15 protein-coding genes are annotated in these 16,047 nt (G+C 55.2%); 9 read left to right on the forward strand and 6 right to left on the reverse strand.

The window, feature by feature from the left end; translation table 11 throughout:
- Nucleotides 1-14: 14 nt before the first annotated feature.
- Nucleotides 15-1,301 (forward strand): TRAP transporter large permease, encoded by a 1,287-nt coding sequence (locus O9K67_RS03445; protein WP_061493103.1) that lies wholly within the window; start codon nt 15-17, stop codon nt 1,299-1,301.
- Between the two features lie 38 nt (nt 1,302-1,339).
- On the opposite strand, the gene O9K67_RS03450 is transcribed toward O9K67_RS03445, so the two are convergent.
- The 3 genes from O9K67_RS03450 to tolC form a co-directional block, all read right to left on the reverse strand.
- Nucleotides 1,340-2,500 (reverse strand): glutathionylspermidine synthase family protein, encoded by a 1,161-nt coding sequence (locus O9K67_RS03450; protein ID WP_061493104.1) that lies wholly within the window; start codon nt 2,498-2,500, stop codon nt 1,340-1,342.
- 5 nt (nt 2,501-2,505) lie between these two features.
- Complete coding sequence (locus tag O9K67_RS03455) at nt 2,506-3,174, reverse strand: DUF1190 family protein (protein WP_061493105.1); 669 nt, start codon at nt 3,172-3,174, stop codon at nt 2,506-2,508.
- Nucleotides 3,175-3,326: 152 nt separating this feature from the next.
- Nucleotides 3,327-4,766 carry an outer membrane channel protein TolC gene (tolC, locus tag O9K67_RS03460; protein ID WP_061493106.1) on the reverse strand — a complete coding sequence of 480 codons (1,440 nt, stop codon included), beginning with the start codon at nt 4,764-4,766 and terminating at the stop codon, nt 3,327-3,329.
- Nucleotides 4,767-4,971: 205 nt separating this feature from the next.
- Between tolC and nudF the strand changes: the two genes are divergently transcribed.
- From nudF to parE, 5 genes are read left to right on the forward strand one after another with little or no spacing between them, the layout of a single operon-like run.
- Nucleotides 4,972-5,604 (forward strand): ADP-ribose diphosphatase, encoded by a 633-nt coding sequence (gene nudF / locus O9K67_RS03465; protein WP_061493107.1) that lies wholly within the window; start codon nt 4,972-4,974, stop codon nt 5,602-5,604.
- Nucleotides 5,601-6,023 carry a DUF1249 family protein gene (locus O9K67_RS03470; RefSeq protein WP_061493108.1) on the forward strand — a complete coding sequence of 141 codons (423 nt, stop codon included), beginning with the start codon at nt 5,601-5,603 and terminating at the stop codon, nt 6,021-6,023. Before nudF ends, O9K67_RS03470 begins: the two co-directional genes overlap by 4 nt.
- 24 nt (nt 6,024-6,047) lie before the next feature.
- Nucleotides 6,048-6,875, forward strand: coding sequence for a 3',5'-cyclic-AMP phosphodiesterase (gene cpdA / locus O9K67_RS03475; protein WP_061493109.1), 828 nt, complete (start codon nt 6,048-6,050; stop codon nt 6,873-6,875).
- On the forward strand, nt 6,875-7,450 hold the full coding sequence (gene yqiA / locus O9K67_RS03480) for an esterase YqiA (protein WP_061493110.1): 576 nt from the start codon (nt 6,875-6,877) through the stop codon (nt 7,448-7,450). Before cpdA ends, yqiA begins: the two co-directional genes overlap by 1 nt.
- 41 nt (nt 7,451-7,491) lie before the next feature.
- A complete protein-coding gene (parE, locus tag O9K67_RS03485) occupies nt 7,492-9,384 on the forward strand; it encodes a DNA topoisomerase IV subunit B (protein ID WP_061493111.1) in 1,893 nt (630 codons plus the stop codon).
- A 36-nt stretch (nt 9,385-9,420) separates the two neighbouring features.
- Here the strand turns inward: parE and hutG are convergent, their stop codons facing one another.
- Genes hutG through hutU form a run of 3 tightly spaced genes read right to left on the reverse strand, consistent with a single transcriptional unit; the run spans nt 9,421 to nt 13,150 of the window.
- A complete protein-coding gene (hutG, locus tag O9K67_RS03490) occupies nt 9,421-10,221 on the reverse strand; it encodes an N-formylglutamate deformylase (protein ID WP_061493112.1) in 801 nt (266 codons plus the stop codon).
- Entirely contained in the window at nt 10,214-11,422 is a 1,209-nt protein-coding gene (hutI, locus tag O9K67_RS03495; protein WP_061493113.1) for an imidazolonepropionase, read from the reverse strand. The genes hutG and hutI overlap by 8 nt, the downstream gene beginning before the upstream one ends.
- Nucleotides 11,423-11,470: 48 nt before the next feature.
- A complete protein-coding gene (gene hutU / locus O9K67_RS03500) occupies nt 11,471-13,150 on the reverse strand; it encodes a urocanate hydratase (RefSeq protein ID WP_061493114.1) in 1,680 nt (559 codons plus the stop codon).
- Nucleotides 13,151-13,623: 473 nt separating this feature from the next.
- Here hutU and O9K67_RS03505 point away from each other — a divergent pair, with 473 nt between their 5' ends.
- From O9K67_RS03505 to O9K67_RS03515, 3 genes are read left to right on the forward strand one after another with little or no spacing between them, the layout of a single operon-like run.
- Nucleotides 13,624-14,721, forward strand: coding sequence for an ABC transporter ATP-binding protein (locus tag O9K67_RS03505; RefSeq protein ID WP_061493115.1), 1,098 nt, complete (start codon nt 13,624-13,626; stop codon nt 14,719-14,721).
- The gene (locus tag O9K67_RS03510; protein WP_061493116.1) at nt 14,718-15,362 is read left to right on the forward strand and encodes an ABC transporter permease; all 645 of its coding nucleotides are present in this window, start codon (nt 14,718-14,720) and stop codon (nt 15,360-15,362) included. The genes O9K67_RS03505 and O9K67_RS03510 overlap by 4 nt, the downstream gene beginning before the upstream one ends.
- Before the next feature lie 3 nt (nt 15,363-15,365).
- The gene (locus O9K67_RS03515; RefSeq protein ID WP_061493117.1) at nt 15,366-16,046 is read left to right on the forward strand and encodes an ABC transporter permease; all 681 of its coding nucleotides are present in this window, start codon (nt 15,366-15,368) and stop codon (nt 16,044-16,046) included.
- The last annotated feature ends 1 nt before the right edge of the window (nt 16,047 follow it).

Here is a 16,047-nt window from a genome sequence, read left to right on the forward strand (position 1 = left end):
GGTAAGGAAAGTTTATGGATGCATTTATTCTTGTCTTTACGTTAGCCATTATGCTGGCGGTGGGCGTTCCGGTGGCATACGCCGTTGGGATCAGCGCAGTACTGGGGGCGTGGTATATCGATATTCCTCTGGAAGCGGTGATGATCCAGCTCACCAATGGCGTCAACAAATTCTCACTGCTGGCGATCCCGTTCTTTATTCTGGCGGGGGCGATCATGGCCGAAGGCGGTATTGCCCGTCGGCTCGTGAATTTCGCTTATATCTTTGTCGGTTTTATTCGCGGCGGTCTGTCGCTGGTAAATATCGTGGCCTCAACATTTTTTGGTGCCATTTCCGGATCGTCGGTGGCGGATACCGCCTCAATTGGTTCGGTGATGATCCCGGAGATGGACAAAAAAGGCTACCCGCGGGATTTTGCCGCCGCGGTGACAGCCAGCGGATCGGTGCAGGCGATTTTAACGCCGCCCAGCCACAACTCAGTGATCTACTCACTGGCAACGGGCGGCACGGTCTCCATTGCGGCGCTCTTCATTGCCGGGATCCTGCCTGGATTACTGCTGAGTTTTACCCTGATGGTGATGTGCGTGGCCTTTGCGCATAAACGTGGTTACCCAAAAGGGGAACGCGTGCCGTTTCGCCAGGCGTTAAAGATATTTGCGGATACGCTCTGGGGTCTGATGACGGTGGTGATCATTATGGGCGGGATCCTCTCCGGGATCTTTACCGCTACAGAATCGGCGGCGATCGCCTGCTTATGGGCATTTTTCGTCACCATGTTTATCTACCGTGATTACAAATGGTCAGAACTGCCCAGGCTGATGTACCGCACTGTAAAGACGGTGACCATTGTGATGATCCTGATCGGGTTTGCCGCGGCGTTTGGTGCCGTAATGACCTATATGCAACTGCCGGGGCGGATCACGGAAGCCTTTACCAGCATCTCCGATAACAAGTATGTGATCCTGATGTGCATTAACATCATGCTGTTGCTGCTGGGTACATTGATGGATATGGCACCGCTGATCCTTATCCTCACGCCAGTACTGTTGCCAGTGACGAATGCGTTGGGCATTGATCCGGTGCATTTCGGCATGATCATGTTAGTTAACCTTGGGATCGGGCTGATTACGCCACCCGTTGGATCGGTACTGTTCGTGGCAAGCGCGGTGAGTAAACAGAAGATTGAGCAGGTGGTGAGAGCCATGCTGCCGTTCTATGCCGTTCTGTTTGTTGTGCTGATGTTGGTGACCTATATTCCGGCGATCTCACTCTTTCTGCCGACGCTGTTTGGTGTGATGTGAGGGAATAAAAAACCCGGCGCGGATGGCCGGGTTTTCGCTTATTCAACAAAGATATGGGGATAAAAACGCGACAGATCCTGGGTGATCAGCGCGCGGTCTTCACGGATGCCAATCCCGGCAGGCTGATCGTTAATAAGCCAGCTGCCAATCAGGGTATAGCTGTCGCCAAATTTCGGCAGCGGACAGAACTGCTGCACAATCATTCCCTCTTCGCCGTAGGGGCCTTCAACGGATTCCAGCGTTTTGCCATTCTCAATAATTGACACATTAGCGCCTTCGCGGGAGAAAATTGGCTTAACGACGTATTTTTCCATTTCCGGGTGCGGATCTTCAGCGAAATACGCGGGCAGCAGATTCGGATGATCCGGGAACATTTCCCATAACATCGGCAACAGCGCTTTGTTGGAAATAATGCTCTTCCATGCCGGTTCCAGCCAGCGTACACCCGCGTCTTCCAGCTTGGTGGAGAAGACTTCACGCAGCATAAATTCCCACGGATAGAGCTTGAAGAGATTGCCAATAACCTGATCCTGCAGATCGCTGAACTGGCCTTTTTCCCCGAGGCCAATATCCTCAATATAGAGAAAATCCGTTGCCAGCTCCGCTTCCGCTGCGCAATCCTGCAAATACTGCACTGTACCGCGATCTTCAACGGTATCGCGACAGCAGGTGAAATGCAGCAACTGGAAGCCGTGCTGCTCACGCAGCTCTGCAAAACGCGCAATCAGCTTTTCCTGCAGGCTGTTAAATTGATCGCTGCCTTCCGGTAACAACCCGGCATTGAGCTGATCTTCCAGCCAGATCCACTGAAAAAACGACGCTTCGTATAAAGATGTTGGCGTATCGGCGTTATTTTCCAGCAGCTTGGGTTCATTCACGCCATCCCAGGCCAAATCCAGGCGTGAATAGAGCGATGGCTGGCGCGTGGCCCATGACTGACGCACAAAACCCCAGGTGTGCTTCGGAATGCGGAACTTCGCCATCAGCGCATCGCTGGCAACGACCTTTTCCACCACTTTCAGGCACATCTGGTGCAGCTCTGCGGTCACGTCTTCGAGCTTCTCGACCTGGGCAAGCGTCAGCTTGTAATACGCCTCTTCACACCAGTAGGGTTCGCCATACATGGTATGAAAATTGAAACCGTATTCGGTGGCTTTTTCGCGCCAGTCCGGGCGCTCGGTAATGGTGACTCTTTCCATGACGATCAGCCACCCATTGAACGGGTTGGCGTGCCGCTAACGCGACGCTGCATGGTGTTCTGCTTCGCAACCGATTCGCCAAAACCGCCGCGCGTCACGGTGGTGGTGGTCGCCGGTTTAGGCGCCATTGCGGTTTTCGGCACGGTCATGGTACGGCCCGGCTGTGCTGCGCCGTAACCTTTACCGGATGCGTCGGTGTACTGACCGTAAGCCGGACTTGCCGGGTTGCGTGAACTGAACAACGGTTGCTGAGCAAACCCCGCGCCACCGCCCATCAGGCGGCCCATCATATAACCCGCCATCAGCGGCATCCAGAAGCTGCCGCTGGACTGCGCTTGCGCCTGGTTTTCCGGCGCGGTGCCGGCCTGTACCGGTGTTTTCTGGCATTGACCTTCACCAAATTCGGCGACGCAATCTTCGCGCGTGGCATATTTCGGCGCGGTGCGTTCTGCTTCTTTCAGGGCATTATTGTAGGCCGTGGTGCACTCGGCACTTTTACCCGGATTCGCCGACGAGCAATCATCGGCATTTTGGTACAGAGAAACCGTTTCGTCGCTTTTCTCACAGCCCGCCAGCATAAACACGGCGGTGACTGCCAGCGCAACCGGTGTCAGATGACGTGCGCCCCAGCTTTTGCGGAACGTCGCATGTTGAATGTTTTTTGTCCGTTTCATTTTTATCTTCCTGTGGACCCAAAGGCATAAACAGACGATCAGGATAGAGGATGAGGGGGGGAAGTGAAAGCAAGGAGGGGAGGCCTTTACGTTGCCTTACGTAAAAACGGGGGCTGTGTGCCCCCGTTGTGGAAAAGCGAAGAAAACAGCGATTAACGCTTAGCGCTGGTGCGCATGGCGGCAGGTTGTGCGTTACCGTTAAAGTTATCAACGGCGGCAGCCTGCTGCGCGTTTTCCGGCGCGACGCTTTCCGGTGAAGTGGAAATGGATTTACCCAAGGTGTTGTTGAGTGCAACCAGATCCTGTTCGTTCAACGAACCCAGCGCAGACTTAATATTAAGCTGGTTGATCAGGTAGTTATAACGCGCGCTGGAAAGCTGCTGTTTGGCGTTATACAGCGTGGTGGTCGCATCCAGCACATCCACAATGGTGCGTGTACCCACGGAGTAACCGGCTTCCATTGCATCCAGAGAACTCTGGGCGGACACCACCGCTTGTTTGTAAGCGTTGATGCTGCTAATGGAGGCATTCACGTTGTTGAACGAGGAACGCACGGTCTGCACAACGGAACGGTGTGTGCTTTCCAGTTGCTCACTGGAGCCCACAAAGTTGTATTGCGCCTGTTTCACCTGCGAGTTCACCTGACCACCCTGATACAGCGGCAGAGAGAAGCTCAGACCGACTTTGTTCTGGCCAGCGTCATTATCGTTATACTGCGCGCTGTTATTGGTTTTTGAGCCACTGTAAGAGGTATTCGACACGCCGGTTGAGGCGGTTAAATCCAGCGTCGGCAGATGGCCATCTTGCGCCTGGCGGATCTGCTCACGAGCCAGATCCTGATTCAGACGCGCCTGCAACAGCGACAAGTTGCGGCTTTCCGCTTCTTTCAGCAAGGCGTTAACCGGTTGTGGTTTTTCCGTTTTGAAGTTATCGATGTTCAGCGATGCCAGTTCCGGGTACTCGTTGCCGGTCACCTGACGCAGCGATTCAATCGCATTATCGAGGTTATTACGGGCGGTCACTTCGTTAGCCAGTACGGTATCGTATTGCGAACGGGCGTTTTGCACGTCGGTGATTGCCACCAGGCCGACGTTAAAACGCTGGGTGGTTTGATCCAACTGACGGTAGATCGACTGTTTCTGCGCTTCAGTGTAGGAAAGCGTATCAATGGCGCTTAACACGTTAAAATAAGCGGTAGCCGTGTTCAGGATCAGCGTTTGTTGGTCAGTCTGCCAGGTGACATCCTGAATACCCGCTGCTTTTTCCTGTAAGGTCAGTGCGCGCCATTTCGACATATCAAAAATGGTTTGCGTTAACTGGAGAGAGGCGCTGGTGACGTTTGAGTTCACACCCTTGCTGTCACGATAGCCGTTGCTGTAAGTGTAATCTGCACCCAAACCGAGCTGCGGCAGTAATGGGCTGCGCGCTTGGTTGATCTTTTCAAAAGCCGCATCGCGATCGGCTGCGGATTTGCGGAGATCGGGGTTGCTTAAACGCGCCTGCTGGTAAACCTGCAGCAGGTTTTCTGCCTGGCTCATGGCGCTGAAACCGGTCAAACTCAGGCCGATAAGGAGGGGGAGCAATTTCTTCATTTGCATTCCTTGTTGTGAAGCAGTACTAGCGCTGGTCTAAATTGGAAAAATATTCGCCGATTCTACCAGAGATTAGTGGCGCTAAAGCTTGGCGTAACGTGCCATTGACGGAAATTTGCCCCAATCTATCACATAGCGCTTGAAACGTTCGCTAAACAGGCTTGAAATCCACAGTTTGATCATTATTTTTCATGAGATACCGCCAATGAGTCAGTCAACATCATCTGCAGTGACTTTCACAAAAAACGATGTAGAAATTATTGCACGGGAAACGCTCTACAGCGGTTTTTTTTCGCTTGAATTATACCGTTTTCGCCACCGTTTATTTAATGGCGGAATGAGCGGTGAAGTGCGCCGTGAAATTTTTGAACGCGGCCACGCCGCAGTTTTGCTACCCTTTGACCCAGTGCGCGACGAAGTGGTGCTGATTGAACAGATCCGCATTGCCGCAATCGACACCAGCGAAACCCCGTGGTTGCTGGAAATGATCGCCGGAATGATCGAAGAAGGCGAAACTGATGAAGACGTCGCGCGCCGCGAAGCGATAGAAGAAGCGGGCTTGCACGTTGGACGCGTGAAAAAAGTATTGAGTTATCTGGCAAGCCCTGGCGGCACCAGCGAGCGCTCATCTGTAATGGTTGGCGAAGTGGACGCCACGCAGGCCGCAGGGATCCATGGTCTGGTGGATGAAAACGAAGATATTCGTGTTCAGGTGGTGAGCCGGGAGCAGGCTTACCAGTGGGTAGAAGAGGGGAAAATTGACAACGCAGCGTCTGTCATCGCCTTGCAATGGCTGCAACTGCATCATGAGAGCTTAAAAAACGAGTGGAAAAAATGAAGCGTTACACACCTGACTTTCCTGAAATGATGCGCCTGTGCGAGACCAATTTCGCCCAGTTGCGCCGCCTGTTGCCGCGTAATGATGCAGCGGGCGAAGCGGTAAGCTATCAGGTGACCAACGCGCAATACCGGTTAACGATAGTCGAATCCACCCGCTACACTACGCTGGTGGAAATTGAACAGACGGTGCCTGCCGTGAGCTACTGGAGCCTGCCTTCAATGACGGTGCGCCTCTACCATGACGCCATGGTGGCTGAAGTGTGTTCGAGCCAGCAGATCTTTCGCTTTAAAGCACGTTATGATTATCCGAATAAAAAGTTGCATCAACGCGACGAAAAGCATCAAATTAATCAGTTTCTGGCCGACTGGCTACGTTACTGTTTAGCACATGGAGCAATGGCGATTCCGGTTTGTTAGCGTAGTGAAACCTAAGGACACCATTTGGAAAGCCTGTTAAACCTTTCTCTGGCTGGTGAGGCCAGGGTCAGGATATTACAAATTACCGACTCTCACCTGTTTGCCGAAAAGCATGAAACGCTGTTAGGGGTGAATACCTGGGAGAGCTACCAGGCGGTACTGGACGCGATTAAAGCTCAACAGCGCGGATGCGATCTTATTGTCGCCACCGGCGACCTGGCGCAGGATCATACCGCTGCGGCTTATCAGCACTTTGCTGAAGGCATCGCAAGCTTTAACGTGCCCTGCGTCTGGCTGCCGGGAAACCACGATTTTCAACCTGCGATGTACAGCGCGCTGCAAGAAGCGGGGATTTCCCCGGCGAAACGTGTTTTCGTTGGTGATAGCTGGCAAATCCTGCTGCTCGACAGCCAGGTGTTCGGCGTTCCGCACGGTGAGCTAAGTGAGTTCCAACTTGACTGGCTTGAGCAAAAGCTTGCCGCCAGTCCGGATCGGCACACCTTGCTGCTACTGCATCATCATCCGTTGCCGTCAGGGTGTAGCTGGCTCGATCAGCACAGCCTGCGCAATGCCGGTGAGCTTAACAACGTATTGCAGCGTTTCCCGAAAGTACGGCATCTGCTGTGCGGGCATATTCATCAGGAGCTGGATCTCGACTGGAATGGCCGCCGCCTGCTGGCGACGCCATCAACCTGCGTTCAGTTCAAGCCGCACTGCGCTAATTTCACGCTCGATACCATCGCGCCAGGTTGGCGCTGGCTGGACCTGCACGCCGACGGCACCCTGCACACGGAAGTTTGCCGCCTGCAAAGCACGAAATTCAGTCCGGACACGGCGTCGGAAGGATACTGATGTCTACGCTTCTCTATCTGCATGGCTTTAACAGCTCGCCGCGTTCTGCCAAGGCGACGCAGCTTTCGCAGTGGCTGGCGCAAAACCATCCCGAGATTGACATTATTGTGCCGCAATTACCGCCTTATCCTGCCGCGGCGGCGGAACTGGTTGAATCACTGGTGATGGCGCAGGGCGGAAAACAGCTTGGTATAGTAGGTTCGTCGCTGGGCGGCTATTTTGCGACCTGGCTTTCGCAGTGTTTTATGTTGCCCGCGGTCGTGGTTAATCCGGCGGTGCGGCCCTTTGAATTGCTGGCGGATTTCCTCGGTAATAACGAGAACCCCTACACGGGGCAACAATATGTGCTAGAGTCTCGCCATATTTACGAGCTCAAAGTGATGCAAGTTGACCCGCTCGAAGCGCCGGATCTTATCTGGTTGCTGCAACAAACCGGGGACGAAGTGCTGGATTACCGCCAGGCTGTGGCATATTACGACGCATGCCGCCAGACTGTGGAAGAGGGCGGAAACCATGCCTTTGTAGGCTTTGAGAATCATTTCACACAGATTATCGAGTTCCTTGGGCTGTGTTGAGCTCACCAGGAAACGATGCGGTCACTATCTACGAACAAACCATGACGCAATCCTATAATGCTGATGCCATAGAGGTACTCACCGGGCTTGAGCCGGTTCGCCGCCGTCCGGGGATGTACACCGATACCACACGCCCTAACCATCTGGGTCAGGAAGTTATTGATAACAGCGTGGATGAAGCGCTGGCGGGCCACGCCAAGCGTGTGGACGTGATCCTGCATGCGGATCAGTCGCTGGAAGTTATCGACGACGGGCGCGGCATGCCGGTGGATATCCACCCGGAAGAGGGGGTTCCGGCAGTTGAACTGATCCTCTGCCGTCTGCACGCGGGCGGTAAATTCTCCAATAAAAACTACCAGTTCTCCGGTGGCTTGCACGGTGTCGGAATTTCAGTGGTAAACGCCCTGTCCCGCCGTGTAGAAGTCACCGTCAGGCGTGATGGGCAAGTCTACAGCATCGCCTTTGAAAACGGCGAAAAAGTGCAGGATTTGCAGGTTATCGGCACTTGCGGCAAACGCAACACCGGTACCAGCGTCCACTTCTGGCCGGATGAATCTTTCTTCGATAGCCCGCGTTTCTCTGTCTCCCGCCTGACGCATTTACTGAAGGCGAAAGCGGTGCTCTGTCCGGGCGTGGAAATCACCTTCAAAGATGAAGTGAACAACGCGGAGCAGCGCTGGTGTTACCAGGATGGTCTCAACGACTACCTGAGCGAGGCGGTTAACGGCCTGCCTACGCTGCCGGAAAAACCCTTTATTGGCACCTTCTCCGCAGAGACAGAAGCGGTGGACTGGGCGCTGCTGTGGCTGCCGGAAGGCGGTGAACTGCTAACGGAAAGCTACGTTAACCTCATCCCAACCATGCAGGGCGGCACGCACGTTAACGGCTTGCGTCAGGGGTTGCTGGACGCTATGCGTGAGTTCTGCGAATACCGCAATATTCTGCCGCGCGGCGTGAAGCTCTCCGCTGAAGATATCTGGGATCGTTGTGCGTATGTGCTGTCTGTAAAAATGCAGGATCCGCAGTTTGCCGGGCAGACCAAAGAGCGTTTGTCGTCCCGTCAGTGCGCCGCGTTTGTTTCCGGCGTGGTGAAAGACGCATTCAGCCTGTGGCTGAACCAGAATATCCAGCTGGCTGAACTGCTGGCGGAAATGGCGATCTCCAGCGCGCAGCGACGTATGCGTGCCGCCAAAAAAGTGGTGCGTAAGAAACTCACCAGCGGTCCGGCGTTACCGGGCAAGCTGGCAGACTGTACTGCGCAGGACCTGAGCCGTACTGAACTGTTCCTGGTGGAGGGGGATTCCGCAGGCGGATCCGCCAAACAGGCGCGCGATCGTGAGTATCAGGCGATCATGCCGCTGAAAGGGAAGATCCTGAACACATGGGAAGTCTCTTCCGATGAGGTTCTCGCCTCCCAGGAAGTCCACGATATTTCGGTGGCGATCGGCATCGATCCGGACAGCGACGATCTCAGCCAGTTGCGCTACGGCAAGATCTGTATCCTCGCGGATGCGGATTCCGACGGTTTACACATTGCCACACTGCTGTGTGCGCTGTTTGTCAAACACTTCCGCGCGTTGGTGAAAAACGGTCACGTTCATGTGGCGCTGCCGCCGCTGTACCGTATCGATCTCGGTAAAGAGGTCTATTACGCGCTGACGGAAGAGGAAAAAACTGGCGTGCTGGAGCAGTTAAAACGCAAAAAGGGCAAACCGAATGTGCAGCGCTTTAAAGGGCTGGGCGAAATGAACCCGATGCAGTTGCGTGAAACGACGCTTGATCCGAATACCCGCCGCCTGGTGCAGCTTATTATCAGTGATGAAGATGAGCAGCAAACCAACGCGACCATGGATATGCTGCTGGCCAAAAAGCGCTCGGAAGACCGGCGTAACTGGTTGCAGGAAAAAGGCGATATGGCGGATATCGAAGCCTGATGCAAAAAAAAGGGATGCCGAAGCATCCCTTTTTACTTAGCGGCGCAGGTGCCGTTCACCCCACTCCAGCGCGGTGTTGATCAGCGCGATCAGTAACTCGCGGAACCGCTCGCTCTTCTCTTCCGACCAGGTAAATTGCTCTTCATCCATGTAGCAACATTGCGCAACCTCAAGCTGCACCGCATGAATATGCTGCTGCGGATCACCATAGTGGCGGGTGATGTAACCGCCTTTAAAGCGGCCATTCAATACCCTGGTGTAGTGCGGAAATGCCTCACAGCGCGCCAGCAACGCGGCACTCAGATCCGGTGCGCAGCTTGCGCCATCGGCAGTGCCAAAATTGAGATCCGGCAGCTTACCGTCGAACAGACGCGGCACCACCGACTTGATCGAATGTGCATCCCACAACAAGGCGTAACCGAAGGTATCGCGCAGCCTTGTTAGTTCCTGCATCAGCGCCTGATGATAAGGCTGCCACAGATGCTGCAAAACCGCGGCCTTCATCGCTTCATCCGGCTCTTGTCCGGCGTTGAACAGCGGTTCGCCGTCAAAGAACGTGGCCGGAAACAGGCCGGTGGTGGCAGTACTGTACAGCGGTTTATCATCGGCCGGGCGGTTTAAATCCACCACATAGCGGGAGTAGTTCGCGCTCAACACACTTGCGCCCAGCGCACGGATGGGCTGATACAGCCGCGGAATATGCCAGTCAGTATCTTCCAGCCGCTGCGCACGGGGCGTCAGCGCGGCGGCGATCGCCGATGTCAATTGTGTGCCAGGGTGCGGCATACTCACCAGCAACGGCAGCGTACCCTGATGTAATTCGAACCCGTTAGTCATGCCAGACTTCCTCCCCCTTATAAATCACCCGCTTGGATAACGTGCCGCCCAACCAGTAGCTCAGTTCCGCCGGATGTTCGACGTCCCACGCCACAAAACTGGCCTCTTTGCCGGCCTGTAACGTACCGCAATGCGCACTGATGCCTAATGCGCGGGCAGCATGACAGGTCACACCCGCCAGCGCCTCTTCCGGCGTCAGACGGAACAGGGTGCAGGCCATGTTCATCATCAATCGCAGGGATAACACCGGAGAGGTGCCGGGATTCAGGTCGCTGGAAATGGCTATCGGCACCCGGTACTGACGTAACAACGCTACAGGCGGCTGTTGCTGCTCCCGTAAAAAATAGAACGCCCCCGGCAGCAGCACAGCGGTGGTGCCGTGTTGCGCCATTAGCGCAATATCCTCTTCACACAAGTATTCCAGATGATCGGCAGAAAGGGCGTTATAGCGGGCAGCGAGCCCTGCGCCATGCAGCAGTGAGAGTTGCTCCGCATGCAATTTCACTGGTAAACCCAGCTGTTGCGCCGTGCGGAATACGCGCTCCACTTGTTCGGGAGAGAAAGCCAGATGTTCGCAAAAGGCGTCAACCGCATCCACCAGCCCTTCTGCGTGCAAATCAGGTAACCAGCGCTGGCAGATGTCGTCGATGTACTCATCTGCACGGTGCTGATACTCCGCTGGCAACGCGTGTGCGGCAAGACAGGTGCTGAAGAGGGCCAACGGCATTTCGTCAGCCAGCATACGGATCACCTGCAACATTTTACGCTCATCGGCAAAGCTGAGGCCGTAACCGGACTTGATTTCAAGCGCTGTGACGCCATCTTTGCGAAGTGCGTCGATGCGTTTGCGCGCGCTGGTCAGCAGTTGCTGTTGATCGGCGCGGCGGGTGGCGTTGACGGTACTGATAATTCCGCCGCCTGCCGCCGCGATCTCCGCATAGCTCGCCCCGTTAAGCCGCATCTCGAACTCCTGGCTGCGATTGCCGCCAAAGACACTATGGCTGTGGCAATCAATCAGCCCGGGGGTAACCAGATGCCCCTGCAGATCCACTTCATCATTGACCGCTCCTTCCGGCTGCGTTCCCTCTTTGCCCAGCCATACAATCTGCGAACCATCGGTCAGCATGGCGGCTCCGGTTATCAGGTTATATTGCCCATCCACCATGGTGGCAATCTGACAATGGCGCCATAAAGTACGCATAAGCGTTCTCCCGTGATGATAGTGCGCGGCGGTTACCGCGCCGTTAAATCATGCCCCAGAAATCATTGGCAGGTTGAGACCGTGCTCATTGGCACAGGCAATGGCCGAATCGTAGCCCGCATCCGCGTGTCGCATCACGCCTGTCGCCGGATCGTTATGCAGCACACGGGCAATACGCTCTGCGGCTTCATCCGTGCCGTCGCACACCACCACCATTCCGGAATGTTGGGAAAAGCCCATGCCAACCCCGCCGCCGTGGTGCAGAGAGACCCAGGTCGCGCCGCTGGCGGTATTGAGCAGTGCATTCAGCAACGGCCAGTCGGAAACGGCGTCAGAGCCATCTTTCATCGACTCCGTTTCCCGGTTTGGGCTGGCGACGGAACCTGAATCGAGGTGGTCGCGGCCAATGACAATCGGTGCGGAAACCTCACCACGTCTGACCATTTCGTTAAACGCCAGGCCCAGCTTCGCGCGTTGCCCCAGACCAACCCAGCAGATACGCGCCGGCAAGCCCTGGAAACTGATGCGCTCTTTTGCCATATCCAGCCAGCGGTGCAGGTGCGCATCGTCGGGAATCAGCGCTTTCACCTTTTCATCGGTGCGATAGATATCTTGCGGATCGCCAGACAACGCTGCCCAACGGAACGGACCGATCCCCCGGCAAAACAGCGGGCGAATATAGGCGGGAACGAAACCGGGAAAATCGAACGCATTATTGACGCCCATCTCTTTCGCCATCTGGCGGATGTTATTGCCATAATCAAACGTTGGAATCCCCTGCTGTTGGAAGGCGAGCATCGCTTTCACATGCTCCGCCATAGAGGCTTTTGCCGCCTGAATCACCTGCGCAGGCTCTGTCTTCGCGCGTTCGCGGTAGGTTTCCCACTGCCAGCCGATGGGCAGATAGCCGTTCAGCGGATCGTGGGCGCTGGTTTGGTCGGTAACGATGTCCGGGCGTACACCGCGTTTAACCAGCTCTGGCAATATCTCTGCTGCGTTACCGTGCAGCGCAATGGAAACCGCTTTGCCCTCGCGGGTATAGCGATGGATACGCGCCAGGGCATCATCCAGATCGCTTGCCTGCTCGTCCACATAGCCGGTGCGCAGACGGAAATCGATACGTGACTGCTGGCACTCAATGTTCAGTGAACAGGCGCCAGCCAGCGTGGCCGCCAGCGGCTGCGCGCCGCCCATACCCCCCAGCCCCGCGGTCAGTACCCAACGCCCGCTCAGTGAACCGTTATAGTGTTGGCGACCCGCTTCCACGAAGGTTTCATAGGTGCCCTGTACGATCCCCTGGCTGCCAATGTAGATCCAGGAGCCGGCGGTCATCTGCCCGTACATCGCCAGCCCTTTGGCATCCAGCTCATTAAAGTGTTCCCAGTTCGCCCAATGAGGAACAAGGTTAGAGTTGGCGATCAGCACCCGGGGAGCATGCGTATGGGTTTTAAACACGCCCACCGGTTTACCAGACTGCACCAGCAACGTTTCATCGTCGTTAAGCTGTTTTAACGCCTCAACCATTTTATCGAAGCACTCCCAGTTGCGCGCCGCACGACCAATCCCCCCGTAGACCACCAGCTCTTTGGGATTTTCCGCAACATCAGGATCCAGATTATTCATCAGCATGCGCAGCGGGGCTTCCGTCAGCCAGCTTTTTGCATTCAATGTTGTGCCGCGCGGCGCTCTGATTTCAACATCACGATAACGGGAATGTTCACTACTCATGCGGTTTACCTTCTCTGTTTGCTAGCGGAATAAATGCTCGCTGAAATGGCGATGTCATTTTGCATTATCTTGTATATACATGATAAGCACATACAGTGCCACTTTGATCATTTTATTTATTTTCTTTTAAAAACAGCATTTTAAAAATAAATCTTTATTGGTGTGCGTTTATCAATCTGATTTGTTGCTGTTTTTATGCACCGTCATTGTGCGAGATGAGGAGATTTGTGAGCGATTCAGGTGCAAAAAAGAGCGCCGGGTACAGGCGGCAACACAGTTGAATATATGTTTTTTTCACAGGTCTTGAATGCTTTATTGATTTAAAACTTTGTTTTTATGCTTTTTATTTGAAATGGTGATGGTTGCAATAGCGTTATGGCACATGGCTTGCAAGTTGTACATACAAGGATATACATACGGCCTGTTACCCGGCCCTGTTCTTTGGCGGCACATGATGACCATAAGGCGTAGCGATGATTACTTTCAATAATGTGACCAAGCATTATGACGACGGCACCGTTGTGGTGGACGGCCTGAACCTGGTTGCGCCGGGAGGGAAAATTACCGTACTGGTGGGGCCGTCCGGCTGCGGAAAAACCACCTCATTACGGATGATCAACCGGCTGGTGGAACCCTCTTCCGGCACCATTTTGCTGAACGGTGAATCCACCGCGCAAATGGATGTGGTGCAACTGCGTCGGCGCATTGGTTACGTCATCCAGAATGCCGGGCTGTTTCCGCATAAAACCATCCTCGATAACATCGCCACCACCGCCATCCTTAACGGTGCGACCAAAAGCAAAGCCAGAGCCAGAGCGGGGGAGCTACTGGAGGTGGTTGGGCTGGCGTCGCAACTGGCAAAACGTTACCCCTGGCAGCTCTCCGGCGGTCAACAACAGCGCGTTGGTGTGGCGCGTGCGCTGGCCGCCGACCCGGAATTTATGCTGATGGATGAACCCTTCAGTGCGGTCGATCCGGTGGTGCGCGAACAGTTGCAGGAGGAGTTTCTGCGCATTCAGAAGGCGGTGAGCAAGACCATTATCATGGTCACCCACGACATTGATGAAGCGATGAAGCTGGGTGACCGTGTCGCGGTATTGAAACCTGGCGGCAAGCTGGCGCAACTGGCTACCCCCGGAGAGTTGCTGAATGCGCCACAAAGCGAATTTGTGGCGGACTTTATCGGCCGCGATCGTGGCTATCGCAAACTCAGTTTTCACGCTTCCGGGCCATTGCCAGCCCTTCAGGCGGAACCTGCCGTTGAAATAGGCGCATCTCTTTCACATGCGTGCGGCGTCAGTGCGCAACGCTGGTTATTGGTCACGCAGCAGGGTAAAGCCTGCGGCTGGTTCGACACCCACCAGCAGGTAGAGGTTATTGCCCCGGAAAACATCAATCTGGGTGCCACTTTTTCGCCGCAGGGCGGCACGCTGCGTCAACTGCTGGACTCGGCGTTAAGTTCACCCTGTCATCGCGCTGTGGTGGTTGACGAACAACACCGACCGGTGGGATCGCTGTCGCTGGAAAAGGTGCTGGATGCCTGTAAGTCGCTGACCCAGGAGGCGCTATGAGGTTTGACTGGCTGTGGGCGCAGAGCGACCGAATCCTCTCGCTGTTGCTGTGGCACTGCTACTTGTCGATTACGCCAATCATGATGGGGCTGCTACTGGCCGTGCCGGTTGGCTGGGCGGTGCAGAGCCTGCCGGGCGTCAAAGCGATGATCCTCAATCTGTTTGGCCTGCTATACACCATTCCGTCGCTGGCGCTGTTTGTGCTGTTGCCACCGCTGCTGAATACGCAAATCCTCGATCCGCTCAACGTGGTGGTGGCGTTGACGATTTACAGCTTTGCACTGTTGGTCAGGACGGTGTGCGACGGGTTGGATTCGGTCCCGACCGAGACCCGGCAGTCTGCTTCTGCGCTGGGCTACACGCCGCTGCAACAGTTTCTGCAAATCGATCTGCCGCTTGCCGTGCCGGTGATTGGCGCGGGCCTGCGCGTCGCCGTGGTGTCCAACGTCAGTATTGTCTCTGTGGCAGCGCTGATTGGCGCGCCGCAACTGGGATCGCTGTTTACGCAGGGTTTTCAGTTGCAGTTTCTCACGCCAATTATCGCCGGTATTGCGCTGTGTATCGTGCTGGCCCTGGTGCTTGATGCGTTGGTAGTGGCGATAACCCGCGTCTTGAGTCGTTGGCAACCTAAAAGGGGATGAGCAATGTCTGAATGGTTTTTCGATCCCAGCCACTGGTACGGCGATGACGGCATTGCGCCTCTGCTGTTACAGCATGTGGGCTATAGCGCAGCGGCGCTGGCATTTGCGATCGCCATTGCTTTCCCGGTGGGGTGCTATACCGGGCATACCGGTAAAGGGGAGGCGCTCCTGATGGGGATGACGAACGCACTGCGCTCACTGCCCTCGTTTGGTCTGATTATTTTGTTGGTGATCCTGCTGGCGGGCTATTTCGAATCGGATATGGCCTTTGTACTGCCTTGCATCATTGTGCTGGTGGTTCTGGCGTTGCCTCCGGTGGCGTTGGGCGTACACGCGGGGATTCGCTCGGTGGATCCCGGTGTGCATGATGCGGCGAAAGGCATTGGCCTGACCCCGTTTCAGGTACTGATGCAGGTGGAATTACCTTGTGCTGCGCCGCTGATCCTCTCTGGGATTCGCAGCGCGGCGTTGCAAATCGTCTCTACCGCTACCATCGCGGCGTATGTGTCGCTTGGCGGTCTCGGGCGGCTGATTATCGATGGCAGGGCGGCGAATGATTTCGCACAAATGACTGCCGGCGCGATCCTCGTCGCGCTGCTGGCACTGATGATTGATCTCTTATTTTCGCTCGTCGGGAAAGTGGTGGTGTCGCCAGGCATCTCCCGGCGTACCCACAACCAGTGAT

The organism is Kosakonia oryzendophytica (genome assembly GCF_027886705.1).
Classification (GTDB): domain Bacteria; phylum Pseudomonadota; class Gammaproteobacteria; order Enterobacterales; family Enterobacteriaceae; genus Kosakonia; species Kosakonia oryzendophytica.